This window comes from Mucilaginibacter terrae (assembly GCF_042679325.1).
Lineage (GTDB): Bacteria > Bacteroidota > Bacteroidia > Sphingobacteriales > Sphingobacteriaceae > Mucilaginibacter > Mucilaginibacter terrae.
This window is the reverse complement of sequence record NZ_JBHTMJ010000012.1, coordinates 160751-177801: the sequence shown is the minus strand read 5'-3', so window position 1 is coordinate 177801 and position 17051 is coordinate 160751. Positions and strand designations below refer to the sequence as shown.

Genomic DNA, 17051 nt, shown 5'->3' with positions numbered 1-17051 from the left:
TACCGATTAAAAATAACTTAAAATATGGTCAGGAAGTCCTTTAAAACACTACGATAAGTATCGGTATAAATCTTTGGTTCGCTATAGATAATTAAACGCTGCTCCTCCGTTTCTGTTTGATGAAATCCCAAAACCAATATTTGGCGGTGAGGTGCTGATTGCGGGTACGACAGAATGCTGATGGTTTGCTGCACACAGAGGCGCTGCGCAATAGCCAGCTGCTTTACTAATGCTGATGTGCTCAATGGCAAAATAAGCCACACCTTACCACAGGGTAATAATTGCTGAGCACAGAATTTAATCAATTGCTCAAAAAAATCACTATCCGCATGCTTGGCCATATTCTTTCCAGCCTGCGGCGATTGAAGCGATTGGATATAAAATGGCGGATTAGATACGATGAAGTCATATTTTTTATCAGAATGCAACTTAAAATAATACTGAAAGCTTTGGGTATGTATTTGTAGCCTGCTATTAAAAGGAGAATTTTGAAAATTATTAAGTGCGGTTTGCGCTGCTGTTTCATCAAGTTCAACGGCATCAATTTGAGCAGTTGCAAATCGCTGTGCCAGCATAAGGGCTATAACACCGGTACCCGTACCTATATCTAAAATGCTTTCCGCATGTTTTGCATCGGCTAAAGCGCCAAGCAATACACCATCTGTATTCACCTTCATGGCACATCCGGTTTGATCTATGCTGAATTGTTTAAAGCGGAAAATAGACATAGCGTAGGGGTTGTCAGTTTTCAGTTGCCGGTTGTAAGCCTGTCGAAGACCTTATCGCGTGGTTAATTGCTTCGACAAGCTAAGCACAACAGTGCAGGTGTAGTTTAATTAGTAATTTATCCCTCGTACAACTCCAGCGGCAAACCGTCGGGGTCAGCAAAAAAGGTGAAGCGTTTTTGGGTGTATTCATCTACGCGGATAGATTCTGTAATTACGCCGTGACTTTGCAAGTGCGCTACAGCCTTCTCAATATCATCTACCGCAAAAGCTAAATGCCGCAGACCGGCACTTTCGGGTCTCGATGGCCGTACTGGTGGGTTGGGGAACGAAAAAAGCTCGATCTGGTATTGCCCAGCAATTTCCAGATCGAGTTTATAGGATTGTCTTTCGGCGCGGTAAACTTCCTGCAAAATGGTTAAGCCCAATACCTCCACATAAAATCGTTTGCTCTGCTCGTAGTTGGAACAGATAATGGCTATGTGATGTATGCGTTGTAACCCCAGCATTTACTCGCCCAAGGTTACGTGCAATACGTTGTCGTACACCAGTTTTATATCAGTAACATGACCGTAAAGTTCCTCGTCAACATTTAAAAAACCGTTGGTTACGGTACCCAGCATAGTGTATTCCACTCCGCTGGTAGCCATTAGTTCGGTAAAGCGATCCTGCTCTTCTGGAGAAACACTTACCACTACCCTGCCCTGTGCTTCGCCGAAGAGGAAAGCATCCTTGCGAATTTCGGCATCGGTAGCAATATCGAAGCCCAACCCCAAATGCATCGAAGACTCTAACAAGGCAATGTACAAACCACCATCGGCCACATCATGGGCCGAAGCGATCACCTTGCTTTTGATCAATTCTTTGATGACCTGCTGCATATCATACTCCTTATCCAAATCAAAATACGGGGCAGGCGAGGCCGATATTTTGTGGTATGAAGCCAGGTATTGAGACGAAGCAATATCGTTTTGCGATTCGCCGATCAGGTAGATAAAATCGCCGGGCTGTTTAAAGTCGGCGGTCATGATGTTATCGATATTATCCAGCACACCTAACATACCAATAGTTGGCGTAGGAAAAACCGGACCATCATCGGTGCTTTGGTTATAAAAACTTACGTTACCACCGGTTACCGGGGTTTCAAACTTGCGGCAGGCTTCGCCCATACCTTTAATGGCGCCAACAAACTGCCAGAACACTTCGGGCACATAAGGGTTACCAAAGTTTAAGCAATTGGTAATAGCCACCGGCTCCCCACCCGAACAGGTAATGTTACGGGCAGCCTCGGCCACAGCAATAGCACAACCTTTTTGCGGATCGGCGTTTACATAGCGCGAATTACAGTCCACCGTTAAGGCAATGGCTTTATCGGTGCCTTTTACAGCAACTACGGCAGCATCGCTCGGGCGGTTGGTGGTCATAGTGGCAATGCCCACCATACTATCATACTGATCGGTTACCCAACGTTTGGATGCAATATTTGGATGAGCTATTAAATGTTCGGCTACGTCAACCAGGTTTTCCGGTATGGAAACGTCGTTAATATTAAATTTTTGATATTCCTGGTAGTAAGCAGGCTCGTGGTATTCGCGTTCGTAAACCGGTGCACCACCACCTAATACTAAATCATCGGCAGGTACATCGGCTACTTTTTCGCCATTCATAAAGTACTCCAGGCGTTTGGTATCGGTTACCTCGCCTATCTGTACGCAGTTCAGATCCCATTTATCGAAAACAGCTTGCACCTCAGCCTCACGGCTTTTATGTACTACAATCAGCATCCGCTCTTGTGATTCTGACAGCAGGATCTCAAACGGCTTCATGTTATCCTGGCGGGTTGGTACTTTATCTAACCAAATTACCATACCATGCTCGCCCTTGGCCGACATTTCGGAGTTGGAGCAGATAATACCGGCAGCGCCCATATCCTGCATACCCACAACCGCCCCAGTCTTTATCACCTCTAACGAAGCTTCAAGCAACAATTTTTCCTGGAAAGGATCGCCTACCTGTACGGCCGGCAAATCGTTCACCGAATCTTCAGTAATATTTTTGGAGGCAAACGCTGCCCCGTGTATTCCGTCTTTACCGGTTGATGAACCCACAATGTAAACCGGGTTACCCACACCATACGAAGTAGCCGAAACCATATCTCCGGCCATTAAAATACCGGCCGACATGGCGTTAACCAAGGGGTTTACGTTATAAGATTCATCAAAAAACAGCTCGCCGCCTACGGTTGGGATACCAAAAGCATTGCCATAATCACCAATACCCTTTACTACACCTTTAATTAACCATTTGGTACGGTCAAGACCAAGATCGCCAAAACGCAACGAGTTTAACTGCGCTATGGGGCGTGCTCCCATCGTAAAAATATCGCGGTTAATACCACCAACACCGGTTGCAGCCCCTTGATAAGGTTCCAGTGCCGAAGGGTGGTTGTGCGATTCAATTTTGAAAGCACAGCCTATACCATCGCCAAGGTCAACCACACCCGCATTTTCTTCACCAGCTTTGGCCAGCATACGTGCGCCATCACGTGGCAGAGTTTTTAACCATTTAATAGAGTTTTTGTAAGAGCAGTGTTCGCTCCACATTACAGAGAAAATGGAAAGCTCGGTAAAGTTAGGGACGCGTCCCATTATTTCTATAATGCGGTCGTATTCTTCGGGTAGTAAGCCTAAATCTTTGGCCGTATCTACGGTAGTAAGTTCTATTTGCTCCACAATGAGATGTTTTGATGGATGAAAGCGCAAAATTAGAAAAATGCGTCGAAAGCCCGTACAATATTTTGATTTGTAGCGGTTTTGTAGTTAGCAAGTAGTAATTATAAATTTATGATAAATAATACGGGCTTTGCTGGTGAAATTGCTTTTACAATTTTATTTCCCTCCCAGAGAGGCAAGGCTGAATTGAGCGTTGTATAGGGTGTGTTATTGATCAATTTATAAATCGACAATATCCGTAAGAGGAAGACATACTACTCCAAGATGGAACCGCACATCCCCCAACTTTAAAGCCGATTTTTCAGGGGGTTGAAGGCTTGAAACTCTTATCTAATAAAAAAGCTCTTATAACGCTGTCCATGATTGTAATAAGGATTAATTTAGATTTATTAACCCTTTAGAATGAGATTTCTGTATTAATGAAGTTACTGCGCTTTACTACGTTTTAGGGTAGTCATAAATTCATTGCCCTGATAGTTAATTTTAAGGTTGATAGAATCGGCATAAATTTTACCAGTATGTGTGGCTAACTCTCCATTAAGGTCAACTTTAAAAGTAATTACATCTTTCTCAATTTTTCCTTCCATAATTTCATTGGTGCCTAATGGCGTTTCGGAAGTTCCGATAAACTTATCACCTTCGCTTTTAAAATTATAATTTAATGGCACAGTGCTGCCGTTATAATCAATACTCCCACTCCACTTACCATTAATATCTGCCGTAATTAGGCAAAACAATATGCCGCATACCGCCAGCACTAAAGAATTAAAGATTTTTGTATTCATAAATTCATAAGAGGTTAGTTGCTAAAGATATAACAAAACGCTTAATATTTATAATAGTTGAAATATTACACTGGTAAAAATAGTGGTTTTTGGTAATAGCACGTAGTATAGAATTTAAATTTAACGAAGAGATAATATAAAGTAAATTCAGATGGAAGCGAATGCTAATATGTTTATACAGTATTATTCATATCATATTTAAATTCGGGCCAGTGTCAAAAAACAATTCTGCCTGAATTATTTTCTTTTTTAGAATGATTATTAATTTTAATGAATTGTAAATTTTCTGATGAAAATGGTAATATCACCCGTTTTTTAAATAGGTACAACGTAAATTGCGAAACATTTGTACCGCTCAAATCTAAAATGACTAACAACGAATATACTCAGAACCTTGAAACTGATGTAGTACTTATTGGCGCCGGTATAATGAGCGCCACTTTGGGAGTAATGCTGAAAGAACTTCAGCCTAATCTTACTATCGAAATTTTTGAAAGACTGGATTTAATGGCTGGCGAAAGCTCAGATGCCATGAATAATGCAGGCACCGGCCACTCTGCTTTTTGCGAATTAAATTATACGCCGCAATTACAGGATGGTACCGTTGATATCTCAAAGGCTATTAAAATTGCCGAACAATTTGAGGTGTCGAAAGAATTTTGGTCGTTTTTAATTGAACAAAAGATTATACCACCGCCAAAATCTTTTATAACGCCGGTATCTCACATGAGTTTTGTTTGGGGCGATGAAAATGTATCGTACCTGCAAAAACGTTACGAAGCGCTGGTAAAGCACCATTTTTTTTCGGCCATGGAGTATTCGGACAATACGGAAACTCTGCAAAGCTGGATCCCGCTGGTGATGGAAGGCCGCGATAAGAGCGAAAAAGTATCGGCTAACCGCATGGATTTGGGTACAGATGTTAACTTCGGTACACTCACCAATAGCTTGTTCAACTATTTAAAACAACAACCCGGCGTTAGCCTGCACCTCAATCACGAGGTTCGCGGCTTAACGCGTGATAAGGACCAAAGCTGGCGCATACGGGTTAAGGACCTGGCCAATGGCGGTAAGCGTAAACTCAAAGCTAAGTTTGTATTTGTGGGTGCTGGTGGCGGCGCTTTGCATTTGCTGCAAAAATCCGACATACCCGAAAGTAAAGGCTTTGGTGGTTTCCCTGTGAGCGGGCAATGGCTGGTTTGTAATAACCCGGCTGTTATTGAGCGTCACCAGGCAAAAGTTTATGGTAAGGCATCTGTTGGTTCGCCGCCAATGTCGGTTCCACATTTGGATACCCGGATGATCAATGGAAAAAAATCATTGTTATTTGGACCCTATGCCGGTTTTTCAACCCGGTTTTTAAAGAACGGTTCCCTGTTAGATCTGTTCACTTCTATTAAGCCCGGCAACATTTTTCCTATGATGAAAGCTGGTGTAGATAATATTCCGCTAACCAAGTACCTTATTAGTCAGGTTACTCAATCGCAAGATGACCGTTTGGCCGCTCTACGCGATTACTTTCCTAACGCTAAAAAAGAGGACTGGGACCTGGACATTGCAGGCCAGCGTGTGCAGGTTATTAAAAAAGACCCTAAACGCGGTGGTGTGCTGGAGTTTGGTACTGAAGTGGTAACGGCTGCCGATGGAAGCATTGCTGCCCTGCTGGGCGCTTCGCCGGGTGCCTCAACATCGGTACCTATTATGGTGCAGCTTATAGAGCGCTGTTTTAAAGCGCAAGCCAAAACACCCGAATGGCAAGCCAAACTAAAAATCATGATCCCTTCTTACGGTCAGTCGCTTTCTAAAAACGCCCAGTTGGCTAACGAAACGCGAGCACATACAAGCAAAGTATTAGAATTGGCATAGTCTGTAATAGTATGTTTACTCTTGCTTTAAATCACTTAAAATAATTAAACCACTATTGCTTTTTAGGCAATAGTGGTTTAATTCAGAAGGATCTAATTTTGCAAGTGAGATTAACCATATTTTAATTTTAATGCTGCCCGTGAGCTTTTGTGCTTTTAAAGTGGCTTTACATCCAACGCAGGCTTCATTACCGTTTGCGATACCAGCCAGCCTGTGGCATACATCCAGCGCGTCATTTTAGTGAGCTTAGGAATACTGATACGTTCCGGCTCATCTTTTGGTGTATGGTAATCGGGGTGTAGTAAACTGGTGAAAAATATAGCCGGCATACCGGCCTGTGCATAAGGTGCATGATCGCTGCGAAAATACCAGTTTTCGGGGTGTGAGGCCACATCCCATGAGGTATCAATGGTAAATTTGGTGAGCTGCTTATTGGCTTGCATGGCCATATCTACCAGTGCAATTGAGTTTCGGTGCGGTGCGATAGAACCCAGCAACGCGGCCGAATCTATACTGTTACGGCCAATCATATCGCCATTTAAAACGGCCACAATACTTTCCTTTTTAACCGTTGGGTTAACAGCATACCAGCGCGAACCCAGCAGGCCACGCTCCTCGGCACCATGCCATACAAATAATGCCGAACGTTTGCCAGGCTTTTCTACCCATGCACGGCCAATGGCTAACATGCCTACTGTTACCGACGCGTTATCATCGGCACCATTCCATATCGAATCCAGACCTACCGGGTTGCCAATACCATCATGATCGTGGTGCCCGCTAAACAGCACATATTCGTTGCGCAATACTAAATCACCCCCCGGCGCTTTCGCAATTACATTAACCGATGGATACAGGTAAGTCTCCATATAAATGTCGGCCTTTAAACTTACCGCTTGCTTGCCCGGTATTTCCAATCCCGAACGTATCAATATGATTGGAATTGGTTTACTTATAGTGTTTCGGTTGTTATTACGGTTTGCCGTTGCTAAACCTACGTTTTGATAAGAGCCATCTTCATAATTATGACCAATAAAAGCGATGCCTTTTTCGGTGATATCGTTTGCTATAAATATAACGGCAGCTACACCCTTACGCCGTAATACCGTGCTTTGCTGCCGAATAGCTGATGAAGTGTAACGAAATTCCCATAGGCTCATACCTGCTGCTGGCAGCGGTTTGGGCGCTTCAATTTTAAGGGCCACAATTTTACCGGTTAAATCGGCGGTAGCGGTATCGGCCATGGAATTTAAAGAAATAATGGTTCCATTCAAATGTGCGTCAACAGGTTGAGTCAGCCAAAAATCTTCACCCATTTTTAAGGGGCGGCCACCTATTTCTAACAGGCTCCTATCGGCAGTACGTGTACGACGCAAATTAAAGTACTGAAAGTAAGTACCATCGTCTCCGGCAGGTTTCAGGCCGGCTTCCTGTGCTTTTTGCGCTACCCAAGCCGCTGCCCTCATTTCATCAACAGACCCAGCCCGCCTGCCCCTGAAAGCATCGCCGGCCAACTCAAATATATCCCGCTTTAAATCGGTTTCTTTTATGGATGCCAAAGCCGGCGGATTAATTACCTGTAATTTTGCCTGGCTATAACCCTGCAATGCTGCGCCTAAAAACAAGTTAATGATGACAATTTTTTTCATTTTTTCACACTGATTATCAAGCCTAATATATGTTTTTTATGCCTTAATGTTTACAAAATATGTTTTAAGCCTGCAATTGGCGTTAGTAGTTAGTGGCCTGTTAAATCATGAAAAATAATTTACCTTTGCACGCTTGCGGCCGTAAGGCTGGCAGTATATAGTTTATGAAGATTTTAGTTACAGGCACAGCTGGTTTTATTGGATTTTTTGTAGCTGAAAAGCTGGCTAAATTGGGGTTCGATATTGTAGGGGTAGATAATATTAACACCTACTATGATACCGCCTTAAAATATGGCCGCTTAGAAGCATCGGGCATTAATACCGCCAACTTGCAGGATAACCAACCGGTTTGCAGTACGCTGCACCCTAATTACTGTTTCATAAAACTGGATATTGCCGACCGTGCCCAAATGGAGAACTTGTTTAGCACTTACCAGTTCGATGCTGTTTGCCATTTGGCTGCACAGGCTGGTGTGCGTTATTCCATTACCAATCCGCATGATTATGCCCTGAGTAACCTCTCCGGCTTTTTAAATATTTTGGAGGGATGCCGCACCATACAGGTGAAGCATTTGGTTTATGCCAGCAGTTCGAGTGTGTATGGGTTGAACAGCAATACACCGTTTTCGGTACACCAGGGAGCCGATCACCCGGTAAGTTTGTATGCGGCCAGCAAAAAGAGCAACGAAATGATGGCACATAGTTATAGCCATTTATATAATATACCCACCACTGGTTTGCGCTTTTTTACGGTTTATGGTCCGTGGGGACGGCCCGATATGGCTTACTTTAAGTTTGCTGATGCTATTATTAAAGGTACCCCTATAGATGTATATAATAATGGCGAAATGCAGCGTGACTTTACTTACGTTGACGATATTGTAGAAGGTATTATTCGTGTGCTCGGCCGTCCTGCTACACCCAACACAAACTGGAATAGCAATAACCCCGACCCTGCTACCTCAAGCGCACCGTACAGGTTGTATAACATCGGTAATTCATCGCCGGTTAAGCTCATGAACTTTATTGAGGCGCTGGAAAACGCTATAGGTAAAAAAGCGGTGATTAACCTGCTGCCTATGCAGGCAGGCGATGTGCTCTCTACCGACGCCGATATGAGCGATTTGGAAACGGAGTTTCAGTACCACCCGAAAACCGATATTCAAAGCGGGATAGACAGGTTTGTAAGCTGGTTCCGGGAGTTTTATAAGGCTTAATAAATTGGTTTACTTACCTGTCAACGGCTACAATTCTTAGCTAAATTGTTCAGGTTTAAAGTGCTCAGTAATATCTAATAACTTCAAAAAACTTCATTTTTCTTCATTTAATTAGATTTTTGTAGAAGAGAGAATGAGAATTTCGGGTAGAAATTATTGAAAAAGTGTTCACTCATGAACAGGTTTGTAAACGCTTTTTGCTATGTCATGTCGTGTCCCGTCCTAAAAAAGTTTACACTATTTGCAAGTTAATACTAATTTGAATTAACTGTAGTAGTATGTGTGTTCACCTTAATAAGGGACGCCAATAATCTACTGCAACGAAGTTTTCTAAGTATGTTATCTTTCTACAACCTGCCATTGTAAACAAATTTCAACAAAACTATCATGCTGATTGTAACTTGAAGTGTAAACAATTTACCAAAAATTAAAACAGACCCTATGAAAAGCACCATCATCTTCATCCATGGTATGTTCCAGAACGCAAAAAGCTGGGGCAAGTGGGTAGAATACTTTACAGCAAAAGGCTATAATTGCATTGCCGAATCGTGGCCGTTGCACGAAGGTGAACCAGCCGACCTGCGCGCTAATCCACCAGTGGGTTTAGGCGAATTGCGCCTGGCTACAATTACTCAAAAATACCGGGAGTTAGCTGCCAGCCAAACCGAAAAGCCTATTATTATAGGTCACTCTGTAGGCGGTTTAATTACCCAAATATTGGTTAATGAAGGCTTGGCCAAATTAGGCGTACCCATTAGTTCAGTTGCGCCAAATGGCATGATCTCGTTAGACTGGGGTTTTGCTAAAAATAGCGCTATGATCATGAACCCGCTTAAAGGCGACGAAATATTTACTATGGATTTGGAAGGTTTTCAGGGTGCCTTTGCCAATACTTTAACGTTAGAAGCCGCAAAAGTACCGTTTGAACAAACCGCCACGCACGATAGCCGCAATGTGCTGCGCGACTGCCTGGGCGATGACGGCAAGGTTGATTTGGACCTGCCACATGTTCCCCTATTATTTGTTGCCGGTGAAAAGGACGAGATTATACCTTATGAACTTTGCGAAAAGAATGCCGAAGCCTATACCGACGAGATAAGCTTTGTTGACCACCGTACCTTTAACAACCGCAGTCATTTTATATGCTATGAACCGGGATATGAAGAAGTGTTAAGCTTTGTAGCAAACTGGATTGAACAAAAAGAAAATGCACCTGCTTTTGATACCACTCCTATCAAAATTAATTAATTATAATAATTCCGATCTGTAATTTTACCTTGTGAATTTCGTTATAGGATAATTCACGAATTTATTTATGATTGGTAACTGCATTGTAAAGATAAATATTCTGATTATTTATATAAATATCTTACCTTTATATTTACTGTAATTAAGCTATACACAACGTATGAAGAAAAAAAGTTTCAGATGGAGCGACGAAATTGAGCCGCATAAATTAAGAACAAGAACTATCATTAAACAACATCCCGAAATAAGGGAATTGATTGGCCGTAACCCCTATACTATTTTGGTTATTGCTTTTTGTGTGGGTGTGCAATTGGTGACTGCTTATTTGCTTAAAGACGCGGCTTGGTACTGGGTTGCCCTGGCTGCTTATGGCATTGGTGCCTTTGCCTGCCATTCGTTATTTGTTTGCATACACGAATGTGCACATAACCTCATCTTTAAAAATCGTGTTGCCAATACCTGGGCAGGTATATTTGCTAACTTGCCTACTCTGTTGCCAAGTTCGGTATCATTCCAAAAATATCACTTAAAACACCACTCATTTCAGGGTGTGGAGGCGTTAGATGCTGATATGCCATTTGTATGGGAAGCTAAGTTGATCAACAACTCTTCATTCGGTAAAGCCATGTGGTTATTATTTTACCCGGTGTTTCAGGCTCTACGCCCTTTCCGCTTAAAAGAAATTAATTTATTTGATAGCTGGACGCTGGTTAATTGGGCTGTTCAAATTTCTTTTACAGCAGCAGTGGTTATATTTTTAGGCCCTAAAGCCATATTATATCTGGCATTAAGCTTCTTTTTCTCAGTTGGTTTACACCCACTGGGCGCACGTTGGGTTCAGGAGCACTTCTTAACTCACGGCGAACAAGAAACCAAAAGTTATTACGGTCGCTTAAACGTAACCAACCTTAACGTAGGTTACCACAATGAGCACCATGATTTTCCATCAGTACCATGGAATAACCTGCCTAAAATTAAGGCTATTGCCGGTCAGCATTATGATACTTTGGGTTATCATACTTCGTACACTCGCTTGCTATTTGAATTTTTATTCAACCGCGAACTTTCAGTTTTCTCACGTACAGCAAGAACCAATCGTGGCAAAATTAGTGCCCCTGTTGCCAAACCACTTAACAACGAAGCATTAGTAGCATAGTTTTATAAAACAATAATAGAAAGGCCTGTATGATTCGCATACAGGCCTTTTTTATTTAAAGACGGTGGTATAGTTTTTATTATAAATAATTTGCGTTGTAATTGATACCGTGCTAACGTTCAGTTTACATTACGACCATATTTTAGCTTCCAAAAGTTATTGAATGTTTAAAGACCGTTTCTTGAAGTTTACCTCCAATTGTTGTACGCTTATTTTTTGCATACTGTTTACAAACGGACATGCACAGTCAACCAGCACCATCCGCTTACATAGCCATAACGATTATAAACAAAATATACCTTTTTTGCAGGCTTATTATGCCGGAGCCGGTTCAATTGAGGCCGATGTTTACTTGTTAAACGGCAAGCTGTATGTAGCGCATGAAAAAAAGGAAATTGCTGAAGACCGTACATTAGCAGAGTTGTACCTGAAGCCTTTAGCCGCGCTGTATAACAAAAATGGTAAAAGACCTTATGCCGACTCTTTGCAAACACTGCAACTGGTTGTTGATATTAAGGAAGACCATATACATGTGATACCGCAATTAATTAAAGATCTAAAACCGTACCTGAACATTTTTAATTATCCGGCTAATAAGCATGCCGTAAAAATAGTTCTTAGTGGTAACATGCCCTCTCCCGCCCATTTTTCCGATTATCCTGATTACATTTATTTTGATGGCCGCCCTAACATTTCCTATCAGCCTGATGAATTGAAACATATAGGAATGATAAGCGATAATTTAGCTAATTACACCACATGGAATGGTAAAGGGGCGCTAACTAAGGTAGACTCACTAAAGGTCAAAACCGTAATTATTGCAGCGCATGCTTATCAAAAACCGTTTCGCTTTTGGGCAACGCAGGACAGTCCGAACACCTGGATCCAGTTAGAAAAACTTGGGGTCGACTGGATGAACACCGATCACCCGCAGCAAGTGCATGACTTTTACCTGAACAGGGCAAAACTTCTATTTATTAATCCGTCCCCATATAACGTATATAAGCCCACCTATAAAAGCGATGGAAGTACCAAAAAAGTTAAAAATGTAATTCTGTTAATTGGTGATGGTATGGGTCCCGCGCAAATTCAGGCCGGGTTAACGGCTAACTATGGCCAGTTGAATATGCTGCAATGCCGTAACGTAGGTTCATCACAAACCCGTGCGGCTAATACGGATAACACCGACTCCGCAGCTGGTGCAACCGCAATGGCTTGTGGTATTAAAACCAATAACCGCTTTGTAGGAGTTGACCCGCAAGGTATGCCTTTGAAAAATTTACCCGATACGCTGGCGCACTATGGTATTAAAAGCGGCATCATCAGTTGCGGTGATATTACCGACGCTACCCCTGCGGCTTTTTATGCTCATGAGGCAGAGCGTACTTCTACACAAGCCATAGCAATCGATTTACTAAAAAGCCACGTAGATATATTGATTGGCTCTAATCAAAAAAGCTTCTTCGGCAATAGCGATCAGGAATTGATAGCTAAATTACAAAGAGAGCAATACCACGTAGATACCACATTGACCGATTTTGCCAAAGCTGATCAAGGCAAGCATTTGGTTTTACTGAACGATTTGCGTACAAGTTCAATTACAAACGGTAGAGGTGATATGCTTCAAGTATCACTGCAACAAACAATTAAAAAATTATATGCCAATAAAAAAGGCTTTTTTATAATGGCCGAAGGTGCGCAGATCGATCATGGCGGCCATGCCAATGACCTGCCTTACGTTGTTACCGAATTACACGATTTTGACAAAACTATAGCAGAGGCTTTAAAATTTGCCGATTAAGATGGTGAAACGATTGTTATCATTACAGCCGATCATGAAACCGGGGGCCTTACCTTGCTTGATGCTTCTACCGAACAGGGTATGGTGTTAGGCAACTTTAGTACAAACGATCATACCAGTATAAATGTGCCGGTATATGCTTATGGTCCGGGTTCACAAAACTTCAAAGGCACCTATCAAAACACCGAGATCTACCACAAAATTCTGCAGCTTATCTCAAAATCAAAATAGCATTTAAGGTGATTTGGTTATTCATATTGAAAATAGTTTGATGTTGAACAAGTTACTATTTAATGCATTTATGCTGTAAGTTAACAGGTTCCGAACATTGCCGTAACACCTGTATTATAGCTTTACAGCTTCAAACAATTCCCTTTTATTAGCAGTAATGCAAATTTTTTATGAAACAACAACATGGTAGTAAGCCACAAAGTATCCATATTATACATCAGGATCATGCTGCAACAATTTCGACGCCTAAGCGCCAGCATTTAGGTAAGCTGTTAGCTGCAGTAGCCATTTGCATTAGCGGCGCTGCATTCGGTCAGGTTGCTCGCGTTAATCCCTGGGCTCCTTCTAATGCAAATACACCTATAACAGCGGCCAGCATTATCAATGGCGTATGGCTTAAAGGTGATCTGCATGTTCACTCGAGGCACAGTAAAGAGTCATCTAACAACCCGGTGGCTAAAATCGTCGCTTTTTCCAAGTCGGTAGGCATGGATTATTTGTGTATTACCGACCATGATAATCATGTGGATGGCGATGTAGCGCACAACACCTGGGCCGATCCCGACTTTAAGTCGGAATCGGTACTATTACTCTATGGTGCGGAGTGGACCACTACCCGTGGGCATGGGAATGTATTTTCGGCAAAGCCTTATGATCATCAGCAACTATATGATGTGCGCGATCAGCGTGATACGCTAATTGGAAGGGTGAAAAACAAGTTAGGAATTCACCTATCTGCCAACCATCCCAGCGGCAAAGATCATTTCGGCTATTCTTATGATATTATCCAATCACTTGAAGTATGGAACTCGGTTCTTTGGTCTAAAAATGCAGAAGCGATCATGATCTGGGACGATATGCTGTCATCGGGTCGTAAGCTGACCGGCAGAGGCGGCAGCGACGCACATCACGGCGTGCCCGAAACCCCTGAACAGGCAACGCCAAACAGCAAACAGGCACAAGCTAATTACGTAGGCACCCCAACTACCTGGGTATTTGCATCGGCACGTACTTCGCAAGCGGTGATAAACGCGCTTACCAATGGCCGGGTTTCTATCAGCTCCAACCCTTACGCGCCACGCGTGGAGTTTTACGCCGACCTTAACCAGGATAATAAAATGGATATGATGATGGGCGACAACGTAAAATCAACTGGTAAACCGGTAAAGTTTAGAGTGCAACTCACAGGCAATATTGCAGATACCGCTGCTTATACCATTAAAGTGATAAAGAATGGTGGCACGTTTGGTACCTTCCAGGCTACTGCCGGCAAAACGCCTTACTACGAGTTCACCGATACACCGGCAACAACCGGACGTACCTACTATCGTGTTGTGGTAGAAGGCCCTCCTACTGCTTATCCGCAGGTTCCTCAAGCCGCTACGCTGAACGGTAATATGGTGGGCTTATCCAATCCTATCTATTTCAACTTCGATCCTAAATTCTAACAAAACAAAATGGGTATTCATTTTCTTGATGAATACCCGTTAATATTAAATCACTTTGTGAGTAGCTTATTTACTCAGCGTAGTTTCGTATAAAACATTGCCTTTGTAGCTTACCGCTTTCATGTTAAACTGCTTTGCGTTAACGGCAAAATACATATAGCCGTTCTCTGATGCTGCAAAACGACTGTAATTTACGCCGCTGGTTACCGGTGTAAGTTCCGATCCTGCTCCCGAAATAAACAAATGCGTATGCCCTTCAGGCTTAATGTGCTGCAGGGAATGTTCGTGGCCGGTTAAATAAATATCTACTTTATTTTCTTCTAAAATCACCGATAAGGCTTTCCTAATCTCCAGCGTATCATAATTTTTAATACGCGGCCCAACCGTATAATGCGGATGATGGCCTACCACTACCTTCCATTTGACATCGGCCGATACCTGTTTCAATGTTTGCCTGATCCATTCCAACTGCTTTTGAGGTTCCTGGTCTTTTATATCATACACAATAGGCTGTGTATCAATAAAAACGAACAGCACCTTTCCATTATCGGCACCTAATGAAACCTCTTTAGAATAATACCGTGAGGGCATATTCCAGCGGCGGCTTACTTTGCTGTAGCGGATCTGCGCATCGGGTTCCGAACCGTAATCATGATTTCCTAAAATAGGGTACCAATCGCATTGCAGCGAATGAGCCGTGTACACGTTCTCAAATGAAAAATTCAACAATGGATCATGCTCGCTTACTACGCCTTTCGGGTAAAAGTTATCGCCTACCGATATCACAAAATTATTGGGATGCGATGCTGCCCATTGACCCATTTGTTTGGCTACCTCCGTTTGCAGGTATTCACCATTGCGGCCCCAATCTCCCAGGGCAATAAAATGCAGATTGTATGTTGGGTCTGCATGAGTTGTTGAAGACAGATCTTCGCTTTTTAGATGGGTGGCCTGATTGTCGGCAAGGCTTTCCAGCGGTGCTAACAAAGAAGCGCCGATTGCGCTTAGTGCCGTGTTTTTAACAAATTTCCTACGATCCATACCTGCTTTATTTGATATTGAGGTGTAATTATTGGCTAACTTTTGAAGTGGTAAATAACGGATTAACCCGGAAGTATTTATTATCACCCTCGAAGCTTACTACATAATCCGATTTAAAGTGCGTGCTTTTCAAATAGTAATCGGTGGTAATAATTTGTGCGCCCGAATTAAAAGCAGCTATTAAGCCAGATCTGTCGTTTACACGCGCCTGTTGGGTGTCGCCATCGGCACGGGTACGTATGATATATCCTTTTTTAACCAGGTTTGGTATGGCAGCATCCTTTGGGTCGTTTCTGATCATCATAGCGGCTTCAGGTGTACCCGGTTCGGCATTAGCGAATAATACACGCTCCTTTAACGATGTATGACCGGCTATATACAAAGCTCTTTTCTCTTTAACATCATCTAACACAAACAGGAATTTGCCCTTTGCCTGCTTTAATGTAGGCCAGTTATTGTGTAACACGGCTTCTTCAAGCGTTTTATATTTTCCACGTACTGCATCGGGAGTTATCAGATGTTTCTTGCCAAGGCCATCCATAATGGCCTTATCCAGTTCGGTAAAGGTTTCCTGTGTAAATACTTCGGGGACGGTTAACATTGGGTTTTTAGAAGGCTGGTCTTTAGCTTCGAGGGTTATAAAAATGGGATGATGGTTTGGGTGAGCATCAGACCATGACCTTAACTGCTGAAGGCAGTCTTTAAAAGTTAAAGCATGGCTCCTAAAATCCAAATCTACTACGTGAAATACTTTAAAGCCCGGCTCTTTCATTTCGCCTTTAAGGTCATAAGCGGGCTGTTCTTTTGCCCAGTCGAGCCCTTTAGGATGGGCGTATTTACCTCCTTTTGCATCAGCATATACATCTATTTCCAGGTTAAGCAAGCCCATGTTCAGCTGATCGGTAAGGCTGATGTGCTCATAATCGATCTTACTGGCCGATACCGAATCCATTTTTTGAAAGGCCTTAAACAACGATGGCGCAATGGCCTGCTTGTAACTATTATGTGAGCCTATCACCTGGATTTTATTGATCGGTAAATCATCAATGTTACCTTGCTTTAATAATGGCGCGGCCAGCAGCAGCAGTACACCAAAAAGAATTTTCATACTTGTTTAAATTAAATAAACGACCGGTAGCTGTTACACTGTCC

14 protein-coding genes are annotated in these 17051 nt (G+C 42.5%); 7 read left to right on the top strand and 7 right to left on the bottom strand.

Annotated features, from left to right (window positions below):
* Positions 1–17 precede the first annotated feature (17 nt).
* The 4 genes from ACFQ3S_RS12625 to ACFQ3S_RS12610 all read right to left on the bottom strand — a co-directional run bounded on the left by ACFQ3S_RS12625 (position 18) and on the right by ACFQ3S_RS12610 (position 4242).
* Positions 18–728, bottom strand: coding sequence for a tRNA1(Val) (adenine(37)-N6)-methyltransferase (locus ACFQ3S_RS12625; RefSeq protein WP_377164930.1), 711 nt, complete (start codon positions 726–728; stop codon positions 18–20).
* 116 nt (positions 729–844) lie between these two features.
* Positions 845–1234 (bottom strand): SMU1112c/YaeR family gloxylase I-like metalloprotein, encoded by a 390-nt coding sequence (gloA2, locus tag ACFQ3S_RS12620; RefSeq protein WP_377164928.1) that lies wholly within the window; start codon positions 1232–1234, stop codon positions 845–847.
* Positions 1235–3457, bottom strand: a complete 2223-nt coding sequence (gene purL / locus ACFQ3S_RS12615; RefSeq protein WP_377164926.1) for a phosphoribosylformylglycinamidine synthase subunit PurL — start codon at positions 3455–3457, stop codon at positions 1235–1237. It abuts the gene before it with no gap.
* Positions 3458–3882: 425 nt separating this feature from the next.
* The gene (locus ACFQ3S_RS12610) at positions 3883–4242 is read right to left on the bottom strand and encodes a hypothetical protein (RefSeq protein WP_377164924.1); all 360 of its coding nucleotides are present in this window, start codon (positions 4240–4242) and stop codon (positions 3883–3885) included.
* A 366-nt stretch (positions 4243–4608) separates the two neighbouring features.
* On the opposite strand from ACFQ3S_RS12610, the gene ACFQ3S_RS12605 reads away from it, so the two are divergent.
* Positions 4609–6108, top strand: coding sequence for a malate:quinone oxidoreductase (locus ACFQ3S_RS12605; RefSeq protein ID WP_377165358.1), 1500 nt, complete (start codon positions 4609–4611; stop codon positions 6106–6108).
* 155 nt (positions 6109–6263) lie between these two features.
* Here the strand turns inward: ACFQ3S_RS12605 and ACFQ3S_RS12600 are convergent, their stop codons facing one another.
* Positions 6264–7757 carry a M28 family metallopeptidase gene (locus ACFQ3S_RS12600; RefSeq protein WP_377164922.1) on the bottom strand — a complete coding sequence of 498 codons (1494 nt, stop codon included), beginning with the start codon at positions 7755–7757 and terminating at the stop codon, positions 6264–6266.
* A gap of 164 nt (positions 7758–7921) precedes the next feature.
* Between ACFQ3S_RS12600 and ACFQ3S_RS12595 the strand changes: the two genes are divergently transcribed.
* From ACFQ3S_RS12595 to ACFQ3S_RS12570, 6 genes are all read left to right on the top strand, one after another.
* Positions 7922–8974 carry an NAD-dependent epimerase gene (locus ACFQ3S_RS12595; protein ID WP_377164920.1) on the top strand — a complete coding sequence of 351 codons (1053 nt, stop codon included), beginning with the start codon at positions 7922–7924 and terminating at the stop codon, positions 8972–8974.
* A 441-nt stretch (positions 8975–9415) separates the two neighbouring features.
* Entirely contained in the window at positions 9416–10222 is an 807-nt protein-coding gene (locus tag ACFQ3S_RS12590; RefSeq protein WP_377164918.1) for an alpha/beta hydrolase, read from the top strand.
* Positions 10223–10382: 160 nt separating this feature from the next.
* Positions 10383–11378: a fatty acid desaturase gene (locus ACFQ3S_RS12585; protein ID WP_377164916.1), complete on the top strand. Its 996-nt coding sequence runs from the start codon at positions 10383–10385 to the stop codon at positions 11376–11378.
* A gap of 163 nt (positions 11379–11541) precedes the next feature.
* Complete coding sequence (locus ACFQ3S_RS12580) at positions 11542–13179, top strand: alkaline phosphatase (protein WP_377164914.1); 1638 nt, start codon at positions 11542–11544, stop codon at positions 13177–13179.
* 54 nt (positions 13180–13233) lie between these two features.
* Positions 13234–13410, top strand: a complete 177-nt coding sequence (locus ACFQ3S_RS12575; protein ID WP_377164912.1) for an alkaline phosphatase — start codon at positions 13234–13236, stop codon at positions 13408–13410.
* A gap of 170 nt (positions 13411–13580) precedes the next feature.
* On the top strand, positions 13581–14858 hold the full coding sequence (locus tag ACFQ3S_RS12570; protein WP_377164910.1) for a CehA/McbA family metallohydrolase: 1278 nt from the start codon (positions 13581–13583) through the stop codon (positions 14856–14858).
* Positions 14859–14924: 66 nt separating this feature from the next.
* Here the strand turns inward: ACFQ3S_RS12570 and ACFQ3S_RS12565 are convergent, their stop codons facing one another.
* Together ACFQ3S_RS12565 and ACFQ3S_RS12560 are read right to left on the bottom strand one after the other, a co-directional pair.
* Positions 14925–15899, bottom strand: coding sequence for a purple acid phosphatase family protein (locus ACFQ3S_RS12565; protein ID WP_377164908.1), 975 nt, complete (start codon positions 15897–15899; stop codon positions 14925–14927).
* A gap of 28 nt (positions 15900–15927) precedes the next feature.
* A complete protein-coding gene (locus tag ACFQ3S_RS12560; protein ID WP_377164906.1) occupies positions 15928–17007 on the bottom strand; it encodes a phosphatidylinositol-specific phospholipase C1-like protein in 1080 nt (359 codons plus the stop codon).
* Between the last annotated feature and the right edge of the window lie 44 nt (positions 17008–17051).